This is a genomic window from Bacillus cereus group sp. MYBKT14-1 (assembly GCF_051915185.1).
In the GTDB taxonomy this organism is placed as follows: domain Bacteria; phylum Bacillota; class Bacilli; order Bacillales; family Bacillaceae_G; genus Bacillus_A; species Bacillus_A cereus.
Genome location: NZ_JBQAEF010000003.1, coordinates 338,063 through 358,904, shown reverse-complemented (window position 1 = coordinate 358,904; position 20,842 = coordinate 338,063). Strand labels below are relative to the sequence as shown.

Here is a 20,842-nt window from a genome sequence, read left to right as displayed (position 1 = left end):
AAAAATTATTTGTATACCGCAAAAGCTACTTTCCCCTAAGAAAGTAGCTTCTTGTTACCTTTCTCCTTCTTCGGAAAAAGAACATATGAAAATGAAATAGCTGTATCCACTAAAAGTATAATCGCCCAAACTTGGCTAACGCGACTTGCTGCTTTATTTAAAACGATTCCTGATTCTAACCAATTCCCCCATTGTTCAAATGGTACGAAACCGTACAGAAAGAAAAAGAAAATATGCACAACAACAAACAAACTAAGGTGCAATACCCAATTTTTTATTTCCTGCTTCGCATAAGCCATACCTGTTAATTCTACCTGTTCTTCTATAATAGACGCCGGCTCATTCCGCCATTTCGCAACTAATTTTTGCGCAAATATATCAAGCTTCTTCAAATCCTTTTTCCCGTAAAAGACTGCATACAATAAAATGATTACAGTAATGATTTGAAAGTTAGAGAACTTTCCTGTTTGATAATAGTCCATTACCCCTAAGGTTAAAATGAATACTTCGTTTACGAGTAGTACAATCCCCATAATAAAACTCGCCTTTTTCAAACGAAATCCGTAACGGAGTAAAAAGAAACCGATAGCCGATAACCAAAATACAATTTCTGCCCCAATTAAAAAATACCAACGATATTCTGCGAGCATACTCATTTATCCCTCTCCTTTTCATCATAAATACGAAAAGCTTCATCCATATATAGTAAAAGTTCTTCTTCAATCGGATACAGGCTCATTTTCTGTGAATCTTCCTTCGATTTTCTAACTTCCCATAACTTATCTAAAAACGCTTCATCACCATTAGCCATTTCTAAACATTTCTGCATTAATTTCTTTGTTGCCCCTTGTACCTCATCACTAGCTACTTCTTTACCGTCTTTCATAAAAGTACGAAATTGCTTTAATAAATCTACCCATTCTAAAACATTCGGGTCTTCCTTACTCATGTTTGGTAAATTATGAAGCAATTTTTGTTCTTCCTTTGAAAACACTTCATTTTGAAATATTTCACGTATACGAGAAGACTGCTTCGAAAGCTGAATCAGTTCAAACATAACTTTCCAATCGAGTTCTCCTTCCACATCTACCGAATAAACAACTGCTTGTAAAACACTCTCCATTCGATTAAATTTCTTTTGTTCTTCTTGTACAAACCGAAGTTGTTTTTCAAGCGAATTTTTTAAATCTAGCTCACCTTTTACTAACATATTCGCAGTTTCTTTTAATGAAAATCCCATTTCCTTTAAAAACAAAATTTGTTGCAAACGAATAACGTCAGCTTCACTATATAACCGATGTCCACCCTCTGTTTTACCACTCGGCTTTAATAAATCTATTTGATCATAATAACGTAATGTACGTACCGTAACCCCTGTTTCTCTCGTCAATTGTTGAATTGAAATCACTACCATCACCTCTTCCCCTTCATTATAAAAGATGACGTTACGTAACTTTCAAGTGTTTTGTAAAAAAAATACAAAAGGCTGTTTATACGCTTCGTATAAACAGCCTTTACGGAAATAACCCCTTTTGCACAGCACGACCACAAAATAAAATAAGTGCTCCGACAACAACGCTCGTTGCTGTTTTATGATAATGAGCTGAAACTAATAAATAATACGATAAACCTACAGTACCAAGCATAATACAAATACTCGGCACTCGATTATGAGAGAAGTTCTGCATTCCCCAAAACAAAGCAAAAATAGCCGTAGCGACACATAATACCGGTAATCCCATCCCAGTTCCCCTTTTTCTATCTATTCCTTGTTGCTAACACGCTCGTCGATGCGATACTTATTAATAGACCAAAAATAGCAATATATAATAACTCATTTACATGTACTACTGGCCTGTCTAAATACTTATTTACACAAAGATACATAATGAACAAGAAAACGAAGCTTGTCATACTAATCGTAAAATATGACTTCATCTTGTTCACAACTCGCTCATCAATCGACGGTATTCCCTCTTCTTTCAAACGCTTCTGTTCTCTATATTCCGCAATTCCATATAGAATGACTAACGCTACATTTGATATGAAGATTGTTCCCCATGAAATATTTAAAATCATTAAGCTCACATTTAGCACAAGCCCCGCTAAAAATAAACTTCCTATGAACCGTATAACCTCTTGCTTACTCATACACGATCAACCTCTTTACTATTTCTATATCTCCACTTCGGCCAATAGTTCACAAAGGAATAAACAAACTGCCCTAGTGCAAATAACACAAACGGCATACCAGCACTTCCGTAAACAATTAAATTGTACAAACTCCATATGGCTAAACTAATCGCTAAAAACAACCCTAAATATTTAAACGCTTTATCTGACTGAAATCTCTCAAACTCATCCTGCATTTTTCATTCCTCCTATCGCTATACTCGTTTTCCTATCATCACTCCTATGATGAGACTACCCGCAAATAAGGAACTGCATATCAGAAATATTTCTTGCATAGGTATAACAGCCCTGCCTATTGCTTTACTCGCAACAATATAAATAATAAGCAACAGAAATGCGAATACAAATAAGACGTTCACATGCTTTTTTATATTTTCATTTACTCGCTCATCTATATCGGGAAGTTCCTCTTCTTTGTACTTACGCTTTTTGTAATTTGTATAAAACACTAGACATACAATCGCTAAAATATTACTAACTACGAGCGGTAAAATTGGTATAGCCGGATTCATAATATGAACTATAATGTCTCCCAAAAACAATCCAAAAGTCGCACCGATCACTAACTTTTTCGTATCATTCATTTTTCTCTCCCCTTACTCTAGCGTAAATATTTCTTCCACCTTCACTCCAAAATATTTGGCGATTTTTAAGGATAACTCTAGACTTGGATTGTAATGATGGTTTTCAATCGCCACAATCGTCTGCCGTGTCACTTGCATCGCCTTTGCCATTTCAACTTGCGTTATATGATGCTGCTTTCTTAATTCTTTAATTTTATTTTTTACACCCATAGGCTCCACCTTCGAAAGTAAAGATATCTTTACTTAAATTATAAATTTTTTCCAGCTGCAAGTGAAGATATCTTTACAAATTTTAGAAAAATATTTCACTGAACATCTTTTCTAACAAAGTACAGAGGAAATTAAATTTATATCAGTGATTTTCCAAATATATCGACTTACCGACATCCGTAGCAAGATAAGCATAAGAAAAAGCTGCCCCTAAATACCTTCGGGAACAGCTTTCTCCTCTACTACATAAATCCTAACGCATATACAAGAACGTATCCAAGAACCGATAAGCAAACCGAGCCAATCAGCCCTGCCACGAATGCTTTACTTCCTAATTTACGGAACGTTTTAAACTCTACATTTAAACCGAGCCCTGCCATCGCCATTGCGATAAGCATGTAAGCGATGACTACAATATATCCCGCAATAACTTCTGGAATCACGCCAAGCGAATGCACCGCACTCATCGCTAAAAATCCGAAAATGAACCACGGAATTGGAAGTTCACGCCACGATCTCTTTTCTTTGCTTCCCTCACTCTTCCCAAACCAAATTCCAATTAAAATCGCTACCGGCACAAGCATTGCTACGCGCGTTAACTTCACGATAACTGCGATGTCTACAGCCGTACTTCCTCCTGGCGCCGCAGCTGCGATGACATGAGCGATTTCGTGCAGCGTCGCCCCTGAGAATACACCGTAACCGTATGGAGATAGGCCAAGCACTGGATATAATAGCGTATAAATAAGCGTAAATATCGTACCTAAAATAGCAATAATTGCTGCCCCAACTGCTGTTTCATCATCTTTCGCTTTCACTTGCGGTGCAATTGCCACGACCGCGGCCGCCCCGCAAATCGCTGTCCCACATGCTGTTAAAATCCCAAGTTTTTTCTCTACTTTAAACACTTTCGTTAGCCCATATACAACGAAAATGGTAAATGTAATAACAACCGCTGCGATAACCAATACTTTCGGTCCTGCCTTTGCAATATCAACAAGATTTAATCGCATTCCAAGTAAGATGATCCCAAAGCGCAGTAACTTCTTACTCGCAAAGTTCGTTCCTGCAATCGCATCATGAGGAACTCCAATTGCAGCGCGCCAAACCATCCCAATTAGAATAGCAATTACTAATTGTCCCATAATATTTAAAAATGGAAGCTCTGCTAAATATTTCGCGGCAATTGCGATTAATAATGTAATCCCAATTCCTTGCGAAAATCCAAAGCCCTTCTTCTTTTGTATAACAAGTGTTTGTTCCACCTTGTACCACCCCAATAATCGTATTGGAACATGCATGTTCTTTCTACTTACATTATAAGAGAGTTTCTATAATAAGTTTAATACCAATACCGAATCTCTATCATCAGAAATACTTATGATAAGATGATAGAAAAGAAAGGAGCCTATTATATGAACGTAGACATTTTAAAAATTTTTGTTACTGTCGTTGAACAGAAACACTTCTCCCGTGCAGCAGAATTATTAAACCTTTCACAGCCTGGAGTAAGTATGCATATACGCAACTTAGAAAACGAATTTGGCACTACACTTATTCAACGCTCCCCGAAGCACGTCCAAGTTACTGAAGCTGGAAACATATTATATATACATGCAAAGCAAATGCTCTCTCTTTACGAAGATGCTAAACAAGAAATTAATGAACTACATAACGTTGTAACAGGAACACTTCGCATTGGTGCTAGTTTTACAATTGGCGAATACTTACTTCCAAAAATACTGGCTAACTATGCGAATGAAAATCCATACGTCGAAGTTCATACTTTCATCTCAAATACAGAAGACGTTTTGCAAAGCCTTCGCTCTAATCAAATTGATATCGGCCTAGTGGAAGGACAAGTCGTATACGCCGACGTAGATGTTGAAACATTTATGCAAGATGAAATGAAGCTCGTCGTCCCGCCAAATCATCCATTACTCCGCACAAATGAAATAAATGAAAGTACACTCCAAGATCAAGTATGGGTATTAAGAGAAAGTGGTTCTGGTACACGCGCTTATAGTGACCGCTTTATTCATCAACACCATTTAAAAATGAAACGATTCTTTACATTCAGTAGTATCCAAAGCGTAAAGGAAGCTGTTAGTGCCGGGCTTGGCATCGCTATCCTTTCTGATTGGACTGTACGGAAAGAGCTATTAGCAAAAGAACTATTCCACGTCGAAGTTCCAAATGAACAACTAATCCGTCCGTTTTCCATCGTACGCGGTAAATATTTCATTCCATCTAAAGCCATTCAAGTGTTCTTAAATCATGTAGATTCTTTTGCGAAAAAACAGAGTTGACCCTCACATTAGTGTGAAGGTTTACAATACATGTAGAAGGGGTGAAACGCATTGCGAATTGGAGAATTATCAAAAGAAACTGGCGTTAGTGAAAGATCACTAAGACATTACGAAGAAAAGGGCTTACTCCCTACTAAGCGCCTTGCAAATGGTTACCGTGATTTTGATGAAAGTGCCATCGAAAAAGTGGAGCTTATTCAAATGTACTTACAAATTGGCTTAAATTTAGAAGAGACGGCAAGGATGCTGCGCTGCCTTGAAATTGAACCGCACCTGTACGACAATCCGTGTAGCAGTATCCTTACGCTTTACGAAGATAAACTCAATGAAGTAACAAAGCAAATCACATTACTTTCCAACATCCAAGCGAATTTGCAAAAACACGTTTCACTCCTAAAACAAGCAAAAGAAAAGGAATGATTACATGTTTGTTATACATGGCAGTTCAAGACAAAACGGAAATACAGAAGCTTTAACACATATGATGATAGAGGACATTGAAACAGAACAAATTTATTTGCGTGACCATACCGTCTATCCTATTACAGACCAACGTCATGATGCAGAAGGATTCCAATCCGTAAATGATGACTATGAGCAGTTAACCAAACGCATGCTAGAGCACGACACGATTATCTTTGCTACACCATTATATTGGTACGGAATGAGTGGACATATGAAAAACTTTGTTGATCGCTGGTCACAAAGCTTGCGCGATACATCTCTTCATTTCAAAGAAAAAATGAAAGGCAAAAAAATGTATGTTGTCATCGTTGGCGGGGATAATCCAAAGCTAAAAGCATTACCGCTTATTGCTCAATTCCAATATATCTTTGATTTTGTTGGTTCTTCATTTGAAGGTTATGTTATTGGAGATGCGAATGGACTGGATGAAATTAAAAACGATGCTGAGGCGATAGCTAAGGCACAAGTTTATAATAACGAATTCAAAAATCACAAGCTGAAATAAGTTTGACAAACTATTTAGACTTAGCAACGCAAGAAGAATTAGAAACCATGTTACAAGAATATCCTGGCACAATACTTTTCATTAGCCATGACCGTGCCTTTATTCGCTCTGTTGCAGACTATATTCTACAAGTAGATGAGAGTGAACCTAGAGTATTCCACGGTAATTACGAGCAATACACAAAAAGAACCACCGGAGATTCTGTAAACGTTACTGAGCAAGAGTTGTTACGATTACAAACAAAATTAACAGAAGTCATCGGCCGAATTTCCATACCAAATCATCACAATGATATCTCATCTCTCGAACAAGAATACGAAACATTATTAGTTAAAATCCGGAAATGTAAAGAAGCACTCTAATGTCTTCCCTATATATCGACGGGACCTTCCGCATTTCCCAAGAAATATTGAATCTTCGACATAGAATACAAAAAGCCGTGCATCAGCACGGCTTCTCACTTTAGATACGGACAGCAGTCCCGCTCACAGCAACCATTAGCATCCCTTCGCGAACTACTTCGTAATCCACGTCGATACCAACGATGGCATTCGCATTTTTTTGTCTTGCAAGAGTTTTCATCTCTTCCATTGCGATGTCACGTGCTTCTTTCAATTTGCTTTCGTAAGCGCCTGAGCGACCACCGACAACATCACGGACAGAAGCGAAAAGATCACGAACGATATTTGCACCCATAATCGCTTCTCCATTCACGATATCGACATAATCAATAATCTCTTTCCCTTGAATTGTAGAAGTTGTTGTTACAATCATACTTTATAGCCTCCCATATGAGATTTTTACCTACTTATGGTGCACTAATTCAGTACAAATTATATTTACAAACTAAACTGAGCTTCGTATAACCTACTGTATCCTCCGCCTTGCTCAATTAATTCATTATGTGAACCTTGTTCTGCAATACCATCTTTATTTACAACGACGATGCGATCTGCATTTTTAATCGTTGCTAGTCTGTGAGCGATAACTAATGTTGTACGACCAACAGATAGCTCCGCAAGCGATTTTTGAATCGCAAGTTCCGTCTCTGTATCTAACGCAGAAGTTGCTTCATCCAATATTAAAATTGGCGGGTTTTTCAAGAACATACGAGCAATCGCTAGACGCTGCTTTTGCCCACCTGAAAGTTTCACGCCGCGCTCACCGATAACAGTATCTAAACCGTCCGGCTGTGAGTAAATTAAATCTTCTAACTGCGCACGTTTTACTGCCTGCCAAATTTCAGCTTCTGATGCTTTTAAATTTCCGTAAGCGATATTTTCACGAATTGTTCCTGAGAATAAGAACACATCTTGCTGCACAATTCCAATTTGCTTACGAAGTGAAGATAATGTCATATCTTTCGTATCAATTCCATCAATTTGAATCGATCCAGATGATTGCTCGTAAAAACGTGGTAATAGGCTACATAACGTCGTTTTCCCAGCTCCTGATGGTCCAACGAACGCAACTGTTTCACCTGCATGTATTTTCAAACTAATGTCATTTAAAATCGGTTCTTTGTTTTCATATCCAAACGTAATGTTGTTATATTGAATATCACCGTGTACATGCTTCACTTCCATTGCATCTTTAGAGTCTACAATGTCAGGCTCTGTTTCAAGAAGCTCTACATATCTTTTAAAACCGGCGATTCCTTTTGGATAGCTTTCGATTACCGCGTTAATTTTTTCAATTGGGCGGAAGAAAATATTCGTTAATAGAACGAATCCGATAAATCCACCGTACGTTAATTCTCCTTGCAGAACAAACCATGTACCGCATATTAAGACGAAGAGCGTTACGAGACGCATGAGCATATAACTAATCGACGAATTTAACGCCATAATTTTATACGCCATTAATTTCGTTGTACGGAAACGAGCGTTGTTCACAGCAAATTGCTCTTTCTCAAACTTTTCATTTCCGAATGCTTGTACAACGCGAATACCACCAACGTTGTTCTCAATACATGCATTGAAATCAGCAACATCTGAGAATAAACGTCTAAATGTACCTGTCATTTTTTTATTGAAGTACAGCGCTAACCATAATAGGAATGGAATGACGAAGAACGTTAATAACGCTAACTTCCAGTTGATCATCATCATAAATGAGAATGCCCCAACTAAAGTCATTACGGCGATAAATAAATCTTCTGGTCCATGGTGAGCAATTTCCCCAATTTCCATTAAATCGTTTGTAAGGCGTGAAATTAAATGACCTGTTTTATTATTATCAAAAAATCTGAATGATAGCTTTTGAATATGATCAAATAATTTCTGCCTCATATCTGTTTCAATGTTAACACCAAGCATATGTCCCCAATATGTAACGACATATTGTAAGCCTGCATTTAACATATAAACTGCGAGTAAACCGAAACAAGCCCATAAAATAAGCGTCCAGTTTTGCCCTGGCAATAACTTATCAATAAATTGATTTACGATAAGCGGGAAGCCGAGTTCTAATAATCCTGCGACAACCGCACAAGAAAAGTCGAGTATAAATAAACCTTTATACGGTTTATAGTACGAGAAAAATTTACGCAGCATATCTTACCTCCATTTTCCAAAATTAAAAAGACTCCCTAAATGATAACCATTATCAAATAATTATTCAAGTTATCCGTCTATGAAACTGAAAATAAGCTTTGCGATAGTTGTCGTTTTTTGCTGGAAAGTCGATATATTCGAATAATCGCCGATATATTTCGAGTTGCGCTGATATATTTGCAAAACCGCCGATATAAATTTCATTTACTAACTACTCTCCCATCCCCCAAAAACAAAAAAGGTACCACCACAAGGTGATACCTTTCCTTCTATTACATCGCTTCTGAATCCCACTCATGCTCCTGTTCAACGAATACAATACCTAATTCGTGATGTCCACCAGCATATAATGCAGTTTGTGCAAGACGAAGCTCACCATTTGTATCTAATACTTCTAATTTACAAAATGCTCCTGTCGTCTTCGTTTGAAGCGCATCATAAAATTCCTCGGCGCTTTTTGGAATGACTCCATTTACTTTCGTAATAATTTCTCCAGGCAGTAATTTCAGCTCTGCTCCAATTGTATTTGGAATTGTATCTAGTACAACGAGCCCATCATTGCGTGCAGCAAAATACGCTGGTCTTGTTTCATCGGCAATTTTTTCTTGCATCGAAATTGTGAAACGCCCAAGCATAGCGACTCCCATCGCGATAATTGCAAGTACGTGCCACCAGTAACTTGCGATTCCTAAAACGAGCACAAGTCCTGCTAACCCATAAACCCGTCTTCCTGTAAATAATAAAGCTTCCGTCGGCTCATAACTTTTAATATTTCTCATAAATCCAATTAAAAATGGAATGAGGAATAGAGAATATGTATTTGAACCTATTGAAACGACAGGCCACCATGAAATAAACTGCGTTACCGCATCACCCGGTACAAGAATAAAAATAGGAACGATCCATAAACGCTTTGATTCGTGTAAACCAATCTTTAATCCACGCTTTCCCTGCCTAATCCTCGGCGTCGAATATCCTACTGCGTTTTTAGAAATCAATAAGCCTTCTACAATAAGCATAACGCCTAGTAAAATAACAAGGGATACAATGGTACTCTCTTCACCTTCTCGAAGCTGTAAAAAGGAAACTGGTAGCTTAGAAGATAATAGAACACATACAATCGCAATGCTAAATGTATAAGCCGCCGATAAATATCGATACATAGCCGTTAATCCAAATAGTAACGTCCAAATTAAAATGGCCCATAAGCTTGCTTTAGAAACAACAAGTCCAAGCCCAATCGTAATAATAGATACTACTAATCCGTATCCAATCCCTGCAAATAGAGAGGTTCGCAGTTCAAACCAAATATCATAAACTTTAAAAGAAAAATCTTTTCGTTCTCTTAACATACGTAAGTATCCAACGAAGATACTACTTATTACAAATATATAGACAGCAGGGTGTAAGAAAAAACGTCCAACTGCCCGCATTATTTCAAAAATCCACGCCTCCACGAACTCATTCACCACCATTTATATCATTCTTTCTTTTTATATTATCATAACTAAACAAACGTTTGTTTAACACAAAAAAATACAGGCAGCAAACTGCCTGTATTTCTTCTTATTTTGCCATTAATTTTAATGCTGACTGTAATTGTAGATCATTTTCTCCAGAACGGATTTTTTCGATAATTTTAGTTTGAATCGCTTCAGCTGTCTTTTTATCAAGCTGTCCTGTCGCTTCCATTTCATTTGCATTTTGGAATGCTTTCAGAGCCGATTCTGTCTCTTTACTAAAGTATCCATCTTCACGACCTGGTACATAACCTAAGCTCTTAAGCATTTCCTGAGCATGTTTTACTTGTACATCATTTGAATTGTATGAAAGTGTTTTTTCAATTTGAATTGGTGTCGCATGATAATAATTTGGTTGCTTCACTTCTACTGTTGGCGCGATTCCTTTTTTATGAATCCAGTTCCCATCCGGCGTTAACCATTTAAACATCGTTAATTTAATGTTGCTGCCGTCTTTAAATGGAACAGCTTGCTGGACAGTACCTTTACCAAATGTCTTTTCACCAATTAAATCGTATCCTTCTCCTTCTTTTAGCGCACCCGCTAAAATCTCTGAAGCAGAAGCACTGCCATTATCAATTAATACTGAAATTGGATATGGTTTTCTCTCTTTCAGTTCCGTAGAGAATTTCTTCTTCTCACCATTTCGCTGCTCTACTTGTAGCATCGGCTTTTTATTCGTCATAATTTCCCCTAGTATATCTTCTACACTATTTAAGTAGCCACCAGGATTACCACGCACGTCAATAACTAAGCCTTTTATATTTTTCTTCTCTAACTCTTTTAACTGATCCTTAAATTCTTTCGCTGTATTTTCAGCAAAAGAAGTGATTTGCATATAACCGATATCTTTTCCGCTCTCTTGCTTCACAGAACTAAACACTGTAAAGATCGGAATCTTTTCACGCTTAATTTTAAATACAATCGGATCAGCTACTCCCGCACGTTTAATTTCAATTGCGACAGTCGTTCCCTTTTTACCACGAATTTTTAATACTGCTTCTTCACGTGATAAGTCTTTCACACTGTTTCCATCTACAGATAAAATTTGGTCATTCGGTTTAATTCCTATCTTTTCTGCTGGTGAACCTTTAATTGGCGATACGATAATAAGCTTACCGTCCGTCTTGTTCACCTCAGCCCCAATCCCCTCTAATTCGGGATCAAGCGATTCACTAAACTGTTTGGCTGTTTCTTTATCCATATACGTGGAATAAGGGTCCTTCAGCGTAGACAACATACCTTGTATTGCACCTTCAACTAACTTTTCATCTTTCACGTCTTCCACATAACGTGAATCAATTAGTGCATACGCCTCATTAATTTTTGCCAAATTCCCTTGCGCAGTGCTAGTATTCCCACTCGAAATTGTTTGCGTTACTTCTGATGGGTTAACCCCAAATACAGACATGCCTGCAAACATTCCGCCAGCACCAATTAAAAATGCAACAACCATTCCAATAATTGCAACTCTACGTTTCAATGCGGAATTCCCCTTTCCAAAACACACAGGTGGTGTAGCAAAAGGCATCACACAGTGTGTGATGCCTTTACCTATTTCTACTATATGATAAGCTTGTACGAATTATGTTTGCAACTTTTTATACTTTTAAGAAGCGACGAATTGACATTACACTTCCCCACATACCGATTAAAGCACCGATTAACACTAGTAAACCAGCTAATTGGAATACGAATGGACTGTATGGTAGAAGCTCGAAAATTGTTCCGCCAAGTTTTTCATTAAACACACCTTGCAACGAATTATACGTAATTAGAATTAGGCCAATTGGAATAATTGATCCTAATACTCCTAAGAATAATCCCTCTAGCAAGAATGGCCAACGAATAAACCAGTTTGTTGCACCAACAAGTTTCATAATTTCAATTTCTGTACTACGAGCATAAATTGTAATTTTAATTGTATTAGAGATTAAGAACATCGCTGTGAATAAAAGACCAGCAATTAACGCAATCCCAATGTTACGACCAGTTTTTACAGTATCAAATAATCGTTCAACTTGCCCTTTTCCGTACTGAACATTACTAACAAACTGCATTTTTTCAACCTTCTTCGCGATTGTCGCTGTATCGGTTGGTTCTTTCGCTTTTACAACGAATACGTTTTTAAGTGGGTTATCTTGTTCAAATAACTCAAACGTTTTTCCACTATCACCTAAGCTTTTAATTAAACGTTTTAACTCTTCTTCTTTAGAAGAATATTTAATAGAATCTACTTTTGCAATCTTACTCATATCTTCTTCTAATTTCTTTTGATCCGCTTCTTTTGCAGCTGGATCAATGTGTACACGAATCTCTACATCTTGCTCTACTTTCGTCGCAAAATGGTTCATATTCATAATCGCTGTTAAAAAGACACCTACAAGTAATAATGTAACTGTTACTGCACTAACAGAAGCAAATGTCATCCATCCGTTACGTGATAGATTCTTTACACCTTCTCGCAAATGTCGACTAAGGGTCTTAGCCTTCATATCCGTATCCTCCCTCAATCTCATCTCGAACAATTTTTCCGCCTTCAATCGCGATTACACGATGACGGATTGTATTTACGATATCTGCATTATGCGTCGCCATAACAATCGTTGTGCCGCGCTCATTAATGCGAGTAAAAATATTCATAATATCAAGAGCTGTTTCAATATCTAAGTTACCTGTTGGCTCATCGGCAATTACAACCTTTGGTCTATTTACAATTGCTCTTGCAATAGCCACACGTTGTTGCTCCCCGCCCGAAAGCTCACTTGGAAGTGCGTCTGCACGATCTTCAAGGCCTACAAGACCTAGAACTTCTGTTACACGCTCACGAATTGCATCCGGTTCTTCTTCAATTACTTCTAAAGCAAACGAAACATTCTCATATACCGTTAATTTAGGTAGCAATTTGAAATCTTGGAAAATCACGCCTAATTGACGACGGAAATACGGAACATCTCTTTCTGCCAATGTTTCGATAGTAAGTCCATTTACATTAATAGATCCTGTAGATGGTTTCTCTTCACGATACATCATTTTAATAAATGTAGATTTTCCGGCTCCACTCGGTCCAACTACGTATACGAATTCACCTTGTTTAATGTTAACTGTAAGACCAGCAATGGCTTTCATACCATTCGGGTACTCCTTATAAACATTCGTCATTTTTATCATTATTTATCACCCAATACTTAATGATTTTTTTCGAAATACTTTTCTGTACATCTGAAAACAAAAGACATCCTTCATTTTCATTTAGTCATCCTTGTTGAAGATAGTTTACTTATGCTTTCTCATAAGCAATACCACTCTATGTAATATATTTCAGCAAAATTCTACAAACCCCATTGTAACATCAAACGGTTTCCAATTTGGATACATTTTTGTTACAGTTATGTTACATACCAGAAAAAAGGAAAACGAGTTGACTATATTATCAACTCGTCCATTTCACCTTTTTTATTTATGTTCAGCTAACCATTCAGACACTTTTTTCGCATCTTCACCTTGAATAAGTCCTGGTGACATTGAACCGCGGCCTTTTTTAATAATCTCTTCGATATCTGCAGCGTCGTACTTACCGCCTACTTTTCTTAAATCAGGTCCCGTTGCCCCTGATAAATCTGTTGCGTGACATCCCGCACAACTTCTTTGGAAAATTTGTTCTGCGCTGTCTGTGCTTGCAGACTGTTTCGAAGACTTACTCTCTTCTTTATTTCCGCATGCTCCTAAAGCAAAAACAACCGATGTCCCTAGCGCAATAGCCAACAATTTCTTTTTCACTTCTATCGCTCCCCATTGTTGATATTCTTTTTATTCCTAACACACTCATTTTCATTATAAGCATTATCTTTATATAGAAAAACTAAGGTGTATTTCATATTCCTCAAAAATACAGTGAGAACCTTGATAAAATAAAGCTTTCATAAGTTGTTTCAATTCTGTGAACAACTAAAAAAACTTCTATAAAGCATCCTTTTTAAAAGGAAAATTAGAAAAGTTCTATATAAATCTTTACCATATTACCGCTCTATTTTACTATTCTCTACTTTTTACAAAACAATATACAGCATTGTAATCTACATATAATCCCATCAAAAAGAGAAGTTGTCGTTTCCAACTTCTCTTCCTCTTTACTTCATCTATAAAAATAAAATCAAATTCTTTATATCCTCTATTGTCCTCAGCATGCGCCAACAATTTCGTTGGCTTTTTTTCGCTTATTAGATGCGAGAACGTAAGTAAGCATCAATAAATGGATCAATCTCTCCATCCATAACAGCTTGTACGTTACCAACCTCCGTATTTGTACGATGGTCTTTTACAAGAGAATACGGGTGGAATACGTAAGAACGGATTTGGCTACCCCATCCGATTTCTTTTTGCTCTCCGCGAATTTCATCTAATTCTGCTTGTTGCTCTTCTAGTTTCTTTTGATATAATTTCGCTTTTAACATTTTCATCGCATGCTCACGGTTTTTAATTTGAGAACGCTCCGACTGACATGTTACAACCGTATTTGTCGGTGTATGTGTAATACGAACTGCTGAATCTGTCGTATTTACGTGCTGTCCACCAGCTCCACTTGCTCGGTACGTATCAATTTTTAAATCTTCTGTACGTACTTCGATTTCAACTTCATCATTGAACTCTGGTACAACTTCACAAGATACGAATGATGTATGACGACGCCCTGAAGAATCGAATGGTGAAATACGTACAAGACGATGTACACCTTTCTCTGCTTTTAAGTAACCGTAAGCGTTATGACCTTTAATTAATAAAGTTACACTCTTAATACCAGCTTCATCACCTGGTAAATAGTCAACCGTTTCTACTTTGAATCCGCGTTTTTCAGCCCAGCGTGTGTACATACGTAATAGCATAGAACCCCAGTCTTGTGACTCAGTTCCACCTGCACCTGGATGTAATTCTAAAATCGCATTATTTTTATCATAAGGATCACTTAATAGTAACTGAAGCTCATACTCATTCATTTCTTGAATTAAGCCTTTTACTTCTGATTCTAATTCCTCATGTAAATCTTCATCATACTCTTCTTTTAAAAGCTCATGCGTGATTTCTAAATTTTCGAACGTCTCATCTAACTGACGGAACTTTCCAACCATATCTTTTAACGCATTCGCTTCATTAATTACAGCTTGTGCGCCTTGTTGGTCATCCCAAAATCCTGCGCCCATCATTTTCTCTTCTAATTCTGCAATTTGTTTCTCCTTAGTAGGGAGGTCAAAGAGACCCCCTAAAAGCCGCTAATCGCTTAGCCATTTTCTCTAATTCCTGTCTAATTTCTACTAATTCCATTTCCTTCACCTCTATGTAATTGCTGTTACTTTCGTATGAAAACAAGGGAAACTCTCTCCACTTATTACGGAGAGAGTTTAATCCTTCTTAATTATACATTTTTGATATAAAAGTTTGCAAAACAGCCTAAGCTACCGTCCTATATTACTGAACGATACCACAGCAGTTTTTATATTTTTTACCGCTACCACATTTACATAAATCGTTGCGGCCCACTTGGTCACCTTTTACAACTGGCTTTTTCTTTGCTTCTTCGCCATCGCTAGAAGGATGAACAGCTTCACCTTGAACAACTTCTTGACGTTCTAAGTTTTGTTCAATTTCAGCTTTCATAATGTAACGAGAAATTTCCTCTTCAATAGAAGCAACCATTGACTCGAACATCGCGAATCCTTCCATTTGGTACTCACGAAGTGGATCGATTTGACCGTAAGCACGTAAATGAATACCTTCACGAAGGTGATCCATCGCATCAATATGCTCTGTCCATTTCGTATCTACAACGCGGAATACAACAACCTTCTCAAACTCACGCATTTGCTCTTCTGGCATAAGCTTTTCTTTTTCATTGTATCGCTCAATTAATTTCGCAATAATTGGCTCGCTCATTTCCTCAGGAGCAAGGCGACGTAATTCTTCTTCTTTTACATCTCCGTCTTGAAGAAGGTTTGTATTTAAGTAGTCAACAAGACCTTTAATGTTCCAATCTTCTTCAATTTCCTCTTGTGTATGAAGAGCAACAGCACGTTCTACTGTAGATTTCATCATACCTTCAATAATGCCGCGTAAGTTGTCAGACTCCATTACCTCTTGACGCTGTTTGTAAATAACTTCACGTTGCTGACGAAGTACATCATCATATTGCAGTAACTGCTTACGTGCATCATAGTTATTTCCTTCAACACGTTTTTGTGCAGATTCTACCGCACGAGAAACCATTTTACTTTCAATCGGCTGAGAATCATCCATACCAAGGCGGTCCATCATTGCTTTCATATTATCTGAACCAAATCGGCGCATTAATTCATCTTCCATCGATAAGTAGAACTGCGTAACACCAGGGTCCCCTTGACGACCAGCACGACCACGTAACTGATTATCAATACGACGACTTTCGTGACGCTCTGTACCGATAACTGCTAAACCAACGTTTTTCACATCGTCTCCAAGCTTAATATCTGTACCACGACCTGCCATGTTCGTCGCGATTGTTACAGCACCTTTAATACCAGCCTCTGCAATGATATCTGCTTCACGAGCATGGTTTTTCGCATTTAAGATGTTATGACGTACACCTTTACGCGTTAACATTTTTGAAATAAGCTCTGAAGTTTCAATTGCAACTGTACCTACAAGAACAGGTTGTCCTTTTTTATGACGATTTACAATATCCTCAACAACAGCATTGAACTTACCTTCCATTGATTTAAAGATTAAATCGGCACGATCATCACGAATAATCGGTTTGTTTGTCGGAATTACAATAACGTTCATATTGTAAATGTTACGGAATTCCTCTTCCTCTGTTTTCGCTGTACCAGTCATACCAGATAATTTTTCATACATACGGAAGTAGTTCTGGAATGTAATTGTTGCAAGCGTCATGCTTTCATTTTGAATTTCTACACCTTCTTTTGCTTCGATCGCTTGGTGTAATCCTTCGCTATAACGACGACCTTTCATAAGACGACCAGTGAATTGGTCTACAATTACGATTTCGCCTTCTTGTACAACATAATCTGTATCACGATGCATAACAACGTGTGCACGAAGCCCCTGATTAATATGGTGAAGAAGTGCTACATGTTTTAAATCGAATAAGTTTTCAATATGGAAAGCTTTCTCTGCTTTCGTAATACCATCTTCTGTTAGCATTACATTTTTCGTTTTCACATCAAATGAATAATCTTTTTCATTTTCTAACGTACGAACAAATGCATTTGCAAACATGTATAGCTCTGTTGATTTTTGAGCTTGTCCTGAAATAATAAGCGGCGTACGTGCTTCATCGACTAAAATAGAATCGACTTCATCGATAATAGCAAAGTGAAGTGGACGTTGAACGCACTGCTCTTTATATAAAACCATATTATCACGTAAGTAATCGAATCCAAGCTCATTATTTGTGCTATACGTAATATCAGCAGCATAAGCCTCTTGTTTCTCTTCGCGTGACATACTATTTAAGTTAATTCCTACCGTTAAGCCAAGGAACTCATGAAGTTGTCCCATTTCGCTCGCATCACGTTGTGCTAAATATTCATTGACTGTAACAACGTGAACACCTTTTCCTGTTAAAGCATTTAAATATACAGGTAATGTAGATGTTAACGTTTTACCTTCACCCGTTTTCATCTCAGAAATATTCCCTTCATGTAAGGCAATACCACCCATTAACTGTACGCCATATGGACGCATTCCAAGAACACGAGTTGCCGCTTCGCGAACAACTGCAAAAGCTTCAGGTAGTAAATCATCTACTGTTTCACCTTTTGTTAGACGTTCTTTAAATTCAAGCGTCTTTCCTTTTAATTGTTCATCAGTTAGTGGCTTAATAGATGACTCTAATGCATCAATTTGCTCAACTGTCTTTTGCATACGTTTAATTTGGCGTTGATTTACATCAAACACCTTTTTTAAAATACCGATCATAGGAAATACGCTCCTCTTTTTATTAAAATAAAACTTCCGATTGTTTTTCTTTTTCTCTATTACAATCAGTCGTTATAAAAATCAAATGTATGTTATGCCAATTTTTCTCCTAATTAAAAAAACTAAAATGTATATACCTAATGATAATTGTAACACTTGTCTTATAACTATGACAACAATCGGCAAGATGTCGGGCCTCATATTCAGAAAAAGTTTTTATTTCATTTGTTACGTTCCTTTTCTCTGTCTCGATATTTCAATTTCACGTTACAAATTTCGTATTAAATCTAAGTCATATTCTTTCAAGTTTCCTTTTAAAGAATATGACTACCAAAAATTCCTTAATAAAATCTAAATCAACAATTACAAAAAGCCGGAAACTTCGCAGGTGTAGCATCCATAGATACTTACACCTACAAAAAAACTCCGACTTTAAAAGATATTGTTATGTTGCAAGATCTACAAACAACATTAAAATATAGCTGTATCAATCATAAATTTTATTAATTTATCGGTATTTCTAATTCATGATATTTCCCTTCCTTATCTTTTATACACGAAATGAATTTCACTTTAGTTGATTCATTTGAAAAGTTTTTATAATTTTTATAAGGGTCATCTCCTATAAAATAATTTGTCCCTATATACCCTCGTACTGTTTTACCAGCAGGTATTACAGGATCAAACTGATATTTTTTAGGTAATTCCATTGAATAAGGGATTAAATTATAAAACTCACCTATTTTAGAATAAAACATTGTATCGGAAATAGACTTATTACTAAGCAAGTTAATATCTCGATTTGTTGTATTTGTAATATCTAAAGGTAAAACATACGTCACTACTTCACGGTCTTCATAGGGATCATAAACTTTTGTAGGATCAAGAGGATTAAGTGCATGAAACGTAACTCCTTGCCCATCTTCAAAAGTTCTATTAGATAAAAACTCATCTTTTACCACTTTATAAGATTCATTATTAAGATTTAATGTTTTAAATCTTAATAAACTAGCAAATATACATAGCAACAGACACAATCCAATACTTATTAAGATATGTTTTCTCGTCACTCTTAATCTACCAACTTTCCATTATTAACATGTACAATACGATCTACCATTTCATTATCTAGAACATGCAAATCATGACTGGCTACAACAATAGTCGTTCCCTTGGCTTTTTCTACTTTCAAAATATCTAAAACATCTTTTATCCCATCACTATCTAAAGCATTAGTTGGCTCGTCTAATAACAGTAATTTGGGTTGTTCCATTAAAGCTTGCGCCATCCCTAAACGTTGTTTCATACCTAAAGAGTATCTTTTATACTTTCTCTTATCTGTTTTATCAAGCCCAACCCTTTGAATAATATTATAAATCTCCTCATCGGAGATTTTATTGTTAATCGATGATAAAAATTTCAAGTTCTGAAAACCAGTATACCCTGGAATAAAACTTGGATATTCAATCAATATTCCCATAGAATCAGGAAATTGCTTTTGTTTTCCAATTATTTCATTATCTATATAAACAACTCCAGATTTCAAACGCATTAACCCTGAGATAGCGCGTAAAATCATCGTTTTACCAGAGCCATTATGCCCCTTCAAAACTAAAAATTCGCCTTTTTTTACTGACAAATTAATATTATCTAACACAACATTTCCTTTTAATCTTTTCGTCATACATTCACATTTAATATAATTGTCCATAAATTATTCACCTATCACATCTAGTTTTTTAAAACAAAAACTACCTAATAAAATCATTACAACAACAATTACTACCCCTATTAGGAGTAAATCATTCCATTGAATAGATTGATTATTACCTAAAGTCAATTGAATTGAACTGTGATCAACAAAATACCAACGATTTGGCATAACAAAAGAGCCTAAAAAATAAATACTATGAAAGAAAATAGACAAAAATAGGTACAACAACATTAGTACAAAAACAATAGTTATCGGTATATAAAAAGTTAAAAACTCAAAAATCAAAGCTAATAAAAAACTTATAATTATTTGAATTAGCATAGTACCTAATATTTTATAAGAAAATTGACTATATAAAGAACTCTCGCCAAAAGTAAGCAAATAGTACACCGTAAACCAAATAAAATACATAACAACCCAAATACAAACTATGTAAAAAAACAAAGATAGCATTTTCGTTAACCACAGAAAATGCTTCTTCTTAACACGAGGAAATAAATAAACACCATTCTGTTGAATATCTGAAAAAGCAAAATTGCCTACAAGCAACAAAGGAGTGATTTGAAAGAATATCCAATAAAAAGGAATAGAAAATCGCCCCTCCTTATAAAAATAAGATAAATCCACAAAGTCTACTCCATGAAAAAATCGATAAAAGGTAACATCTACTAATACAGATTCTTTAGCATTACTAAGAGGCTGATTGTATAAAAAAGCAATTGCAATAATAGCGTAAATTAAGAATAAAAAAGCCATTATCTTGATGGAATCTCGAAACCTTACATGTAAATCTCTTTTTAACAAATAATATAAGAT

General features: G+C 36.3%; 24 protein-coding genes and 1 pseudogene. 5 read left to right on the top strand and 20 right to left on the bottom strand.

From position 1 onward, the window contains the following. Positions 1–35: 35 nt before the first annotated feature. The 8 genes from ACTFO4_RS11725 to ACTFO4_RS11690 all read right to left on the bottom strand — a co-directional run bounded on the left by ACTFO4_RS11725 (position 36) and on the right by ACTFO4_RS11690 (position 4,252). Positions 36–656: a hypothetical protein gene (locus tag ACTFO4_RS11725; RefSeq protein ID WP_326234958.1), complete on the bottom strand. Its 621-nt coding sequence runs from the start codon at positions 654–656 to the stop codon at positions 36–38. Then, complete coding sequence (locus ACTFO4_RS11720) at positions 653–1,414, bottom strand: MerR family transcriptional regulator (protein WP_000260365.1); 762 nt, start codon at positions 1,412–1,414, stop codon at positions 653–655. The genes ACTFO4_RS11725 and ACTFO4_RS11720 overlap by 4 nt, the downstream gene beginning before the upstream one ends. A gap of 100 nt (positions 1,415–1,514) precedes the next feature. Further along, complete coding sequence (locus tag ACTFO4_RS11715) at positions 1,515–1,742, bottom strand: hypothetical protein (protein WP_326234959.1); 228 nt, start codon at positions 1,740–1,742, stop codon at positions 1,515–1,517. A gap of 16 nt (positions 1,743–1,758) precedes the next feature. Next, complete coding sequence (locus ACTFO4_RS11710; protein ID WP_326234960.1) at positions 1,759–2,151, bottom strand: ATPase; 393 nt, start codon at positions 2,149–2,151, stop codon at positions 1,759–1,761. Then, positions 2,148–2,369 (bottom strand): hypothetical protein, encoded by a 222-nt coding sequence (locus ACTFO4_RS11705; RefSeq protein WP_326234961.1) that lies wholly within the window; start codon positions 2,367–2,369, stop codon positions 2,148–2,150. Before ACTFO4_RS11705 ends, ACTFO4_RS11710 begins: the two co-directional genes overlap by 4 nt. An 18-nt stretch (positions 2,370–2,387) precedes the next feature. Continuing rightward, on the bottom strand, positions 2,388–2,777 hold the full coding sequence (locus ACTFO4_RS11700; RefSeq protein ID WP_001000178.1) for a hypothetical protein: 390 nt from the start codon (positions 2,775–2,777) through the stop codon (positions 2,388–2,390). A gap of 12 nt (positions 2,778–2,789) precedes the next feature. Further along, on the bottom strand, positions 2,790–2,987 hold the full coding sequence (locus ACTFO4_RS11695; protein ID WP_000538359.1) for a helix-turn-helix transcriptional regulator: 198 nt from the start codon (positions 2,985–2,987) through the stop codon (positions 2,790–2,792). A 242-nt stretch (positions 2,988–3,229) separates the two neighbouring features. Beyond that, positions 3,230–4,252: a YeiH family protein gene (locus tag ACTFO4_RS11690; protein ID WP_326234962.1), complete on the bottom strand. Its 1,023-nt coding sequence runs from the start codon at positions 4,250–4,252 to the stop codon at positions 3,230–3,232. Positions 4,253–4,402: 150 nt separating this feature from the next. Between ACTFO4_RS11690 and ACTFO4_RS11685 the strand changes: the two genes are divergently transcribed. Genes ACTFO4_RS11685 through ACTFO4_RS11670 form a run of 4 tightly spaced genes read left to right on the top strand, consistent with a single transcriptional unit; the run spans position 4,403 to position 6,628 of the window. Next, positions 4,403–5,296, top strand: a complete 894-nt coding sequence (locus ACTFO4_RS11685; RefSeq protein WP_063538056.1) for a LysR family transcriptional regulator — start codon at positions 4,403–4,405, stop codon at positions 5,294–5,296. A 51-nt stretch (positions 5,297–5,347) separates the two neighbouring features. Beyond that, the gene (locus ACTFO4_RS11680) at positions 5,348–5,716 is read left to right on the top strand and encodes a MerR family transcriptional regulator (protein ID WP_001219225.1); all 369 of its coding nucleotides are present in this window, start codon (positions 5,348–5,350) and stop codon (positions 5,714–5,716) included. Between the two features lie 4 nt (positions 5,717–5,720). Continuing rightward, on the top strand, positions 5,721–6,266 hold the full coding sequence (locus tag ACTFO4_RS11675; protein WP_134207525.1) for a flavodoxin family protein: 546 nt from the start codon (positions 5,721–5,723) through the stop codon (positions 6,264–6,266). 2 nt (positions 6,267–6,268) lie between these two features. Then, positions 6,269–6,628 (top strand): macrolide transporter, encoded by a 360-nt coding sequence (locus ACTFO4_RS11670; protein WP_440013695.1) that lies wholly within the window; start codon positions 6,269–6,271, stop codon positions 6,626–6,628. 100 nt (positions 6,629–6,728) lie between these two features. Here ACTFO4_RS11670 and ACTFO4_RS11665 read toward each other — a convergent pair whose 3' ends face one another. The 9 genes from ACTFO4_RS11665 to secA form a co-directional block, all read right to left on the bottom strand. Continuing rightward, a complete protein-coding gene (locus ACTFO4_RS11665; RefSeq protein ID WP_000637521.1) occupies positions 6,729–7,040 on the bottom strand; it encodes a YbjQ family protein in 312 nt (103 codons plus the stop codon). A 65-nt stretch (positions 7,041–7,105) separates the two neighbouring features. Then, a complete protein-coding gene (locus ACTFO4_RS11660) occupies positions 7,106–8,821 on the bottom strand; it encodes an ABC transporter ATP-binding protein (protein WP_070757697.1) in 1,716 nt (571 codons plus the stop codon). 272 nt (positions 8,822–9,093) lie between these two features. After that, on the bottom strand, positions 9,094–10,296 hold the full coding sequence (locus ACTFO4_RS11655; protein WP_017674302.1) for a PDZ domain-containing protein: 1,203 nt from the start codon (positions 10,294–10,296) through the stop codon (positions 9,094–9,096). A gap of 91 nt (positions 10,297–10,387) precedes the next feature. Continuing rightward, positions 10,388–11,824, bottom strand: a complete 1,437-nt coding sequence (locus ACTFO4_RS11650) for a S41 family peptidase (RefSeq protein ID WP_440013693.1) — start codon at positions 11,822–11,824, stop codon at positions 10,388–10,390. Positions 11,825–11,942: 118 nt separating this feature from the next. Next, positions 11,943–12,836, bottom strand: coding sequence for a permease-like cell division protein FtsX (ftsX, locus tag ACTFO4_RS11645; RefSeq protein WP_000645027.1), 894 nt, complete (start codon positions 12,834–12,836; stop codon positions 11,943–11,945). After that, positions 12,826–13,512: a cell division ATP-binding protein FtsE gene (gene ftsE / locus ACTFO4_RS11640; RefSeq protein WP_000594321.1), complete on the bottom strand. Its 687-nt coding sequence runs from the start codon at positions 13,510–13,512 to the stop codon at positions 12,826–12,828. The genes ftsX and ftsE overlap by 11 nt, the downstream gene beginning before the upstream one ends. 285 nt (positions 13,513–13,797) lie before the next feature. Next, entirely contained in the window at positions 13,798–14,121 is a 324-nt protein-coding gene (gene cccB / locus ACTFO4_RS11635) for a cytochrome c551 (RefSeq protein WP_000727971.1), read from the bottom strand. A gap of 440 nt (positions 14,122–14,561) precedes the next feature. Then, a protein-coding gene (gene prfB, locus ACTFO4_RS11630) for a peptide chain release factor 2 (RefSeq protein WP_096001716.1) occupies positions 14,562–15,660 on the bottom strand; the annotation gives its coding sequence in 2 pieces (ribosomal slippage) (positions 14,562–15,587 and positions 15,589–15,660; 1,098 coding nt in all). A 144-nt stretch (positions 15,661–15,804) separates the two neighbouring features. Then, positions 15,805–18,312: a preprotein translocase subunit SecA gene (secA, locus tag ACTFO4_RS11625; RefSeq protein ID WP_000579385.1), complete on the bottom strand. Its 2,508-nt coding sequence runs from the start codon at positions 18,310–18,312 to the stop codon at positions 15,805–15,807. 357 nt (positions 18,313–18,669) lie between these two features. Between secA and ACTFO4_RS11620 the strand changes: the two are divergent. Further along, positions 18,670–18,819 (top strand): annotated as a pseudogene (locus tag ACTFO4_RS11620) (tyrosine-type recombinase/integrase); the annotation flags it as partial. Here the strand turns inward: ACTFO4_RS11620 and ACTFO4_RS11615 are convergent. The 3 genes from ACTFO4_RS11615 to ACTFO4_RS11605 are packed head-to-tail and all read right to left on the bottom strand — an operon-like array spanning position 18,816 to position 20,782. Further along, complete coding sequence (locus ACTFO4_RS11615; protein ID WP_033671094.1) at positions 18,816–19,343, bottom strand: hypothetical protein; 528 nt, start codon at positions 19,341–19,343, stop codon at positions 18,816–18,818. The pseudogene ACTFO4_RS11620 and the gene ACTFO4_RS11615 sit on opposite strands and share 4 nt — an antisense overlap. Positions 19,344–19,384: 41 nt before the next feature. Beyond that, on the bottom strand, positions 19,385–20,023 hold the full coding sequence (locus tag ACTFO4_RS11610; protein WP_078420893.1) for an ATP-binding cassette domain-containing protein: 639 nt from the start codon (positions 20,021–20,023) through the stop codon (positions 19,385–19,387). A gap of 3 nt (positions 20,024–20,026) precedes the next feature. Next, positions 20,027–20,782 carry a hypothetical protein gene (locus ACTFO4_RS11605; RefSeq protein WP_078420904.1) on the bottom strand — a complete coding sequence of 252 codons (756 nt, stop codon included), beginning with the start codon at positions 20,780–20,782 and terminating at the stop codon, positions 20,027–20,029. Positions 20,783–20,842: the final 60 nt, after the last annotated feature.

What these genes read in the sequence shown, in the direction of transcription:
- ACTFO4_RS11725 (WP_326234958.1), bottom strand. Translation starts at nt 656, where the DNA reads ATGAGTATGCTCGCAGAATATCGTTGGTATTTTTTAATTGGGGCAGAA.
- ACTFO4_RS11720 (WP_000260365.1), bottom strand. Translation starts at nt 1,414, where the DNA reads ATGGTAGTGATTTCAATTCAACAATTGACGAGAGAAACAGGGGTTACG.
- ACTFO4_RS11715 (WP_326234959.1), bottom strand. Translation starts at nt 1,742, where the DNA reads ATGGGATTACCGGTATTATGTGTCGCTACGGCTATTTTTGCTTTGTTT.
- ACTFO4_RS11710 (WP_326234960.1), bottom strand. Translation starts at nt 2,151, where the DNA reads ATGAGTAAGCAAGAGGTTATACGGTTCATAGGAAGTTTATTTTTAGCG.
- ACTFO4_RS11705 (WP_326234961.1), bottom strand. Translation starts at nt 2,369, where the DNA reads ATGCAGGATGAGTTTGAGAGATTTCAGTCAGATAAAGCGTTTAAATAT.
- ACTFO4_RS11700 (WP_001000178.1), bottom strand. Translation starts at nt 2,777, where the DNA reads ATGAATGATACGAAAAAGTTAGTGATCGGTGCGACTTTTGGATTGTTT.
- ACTFO4_RS11695 (WP_000538359.1), bottom strand. Translation starts at nt 2,987, where the DNA reads ATGGGTGTAAAAAATAAAATTAAAGAATTAAGAAAGCAGCATCATATA.
- ACTFO4_RS11685 (WP_063538056.1), top strand. Translation starts at nt 4,403, where the DNA reads ATGAACGTAGACATTTTAAAAATTTTTGTTACTGTCGTTGAACAGAAA.
- ACTFO4_RS11675 (WP_134207525.1), top strand. Translation starts at nt 5,721, where the DNA reads ATGTTTGTTATACATGGCAGTTCAAGACAAAACGGAAATACAGAAGCT.
- ACTFO4_RS11665 (WP_000637521.1), bottom strand. Translation starts at nt 7,040, where the DNA reads ATGATTGTAACAACAACTTCTACAATTCAAGGGAAAGAGATTATTGAT.
- ACTFO4_RS11660 (WP_070757697.1), bottom strand. Translation starts at nt 8,821, where the DNA reads ATGCTGCGTAAATTTTTCTCGTACTATAAACCGTATAAAGGTTTATTT.
- ACTFO4_RS11655 (WP_017674302.1), bottom strand. Translation starts at nt 10,296, where the DNA reads ATGGTGGTGAATGAGTTCGTGGAGGCGTGGATTTTTGAAATAATGCGG.
- ftsX (WP_000645027.1), bottom strand. Translation starts at nt 12,836, where the DNA reads ATGAAGGCTAAGACCCTTAGTCGACATTTGCGAGAAGGTGTAAAGAAT.
- ftsE (WP_000594321.1), bottom strand. Translation starts at nt 13,512, where the DNA reads ATGATAAAAATGACGAATGTTTATAAGGAGTACCCGAATGGTATGAAA.
- secA (WP_000579385.1), bottom strand. Translation starts at nt 18,312, where the DNA reads ATGATCGGTATTTTAAAAAAGGTGTTTGATGTAAATCAACGCCAAATT.
- ACTFO4_RS11610 (WP_078420893.1), bottom strand. Translation starts at nt 20,023, where the DNA reads ATGGACAATTATATTAAATGTGAATGTATGACGAAAAGATTAAAAGGA.
- ACTFO4_RS11605 (WP_078420904.1), bottom strand. Translation starts at nt 20,782, where the DNA reads ATGGCTTTTTTATTCTTAATTTACGCTATTATTGCAATTGCTTTTTTA.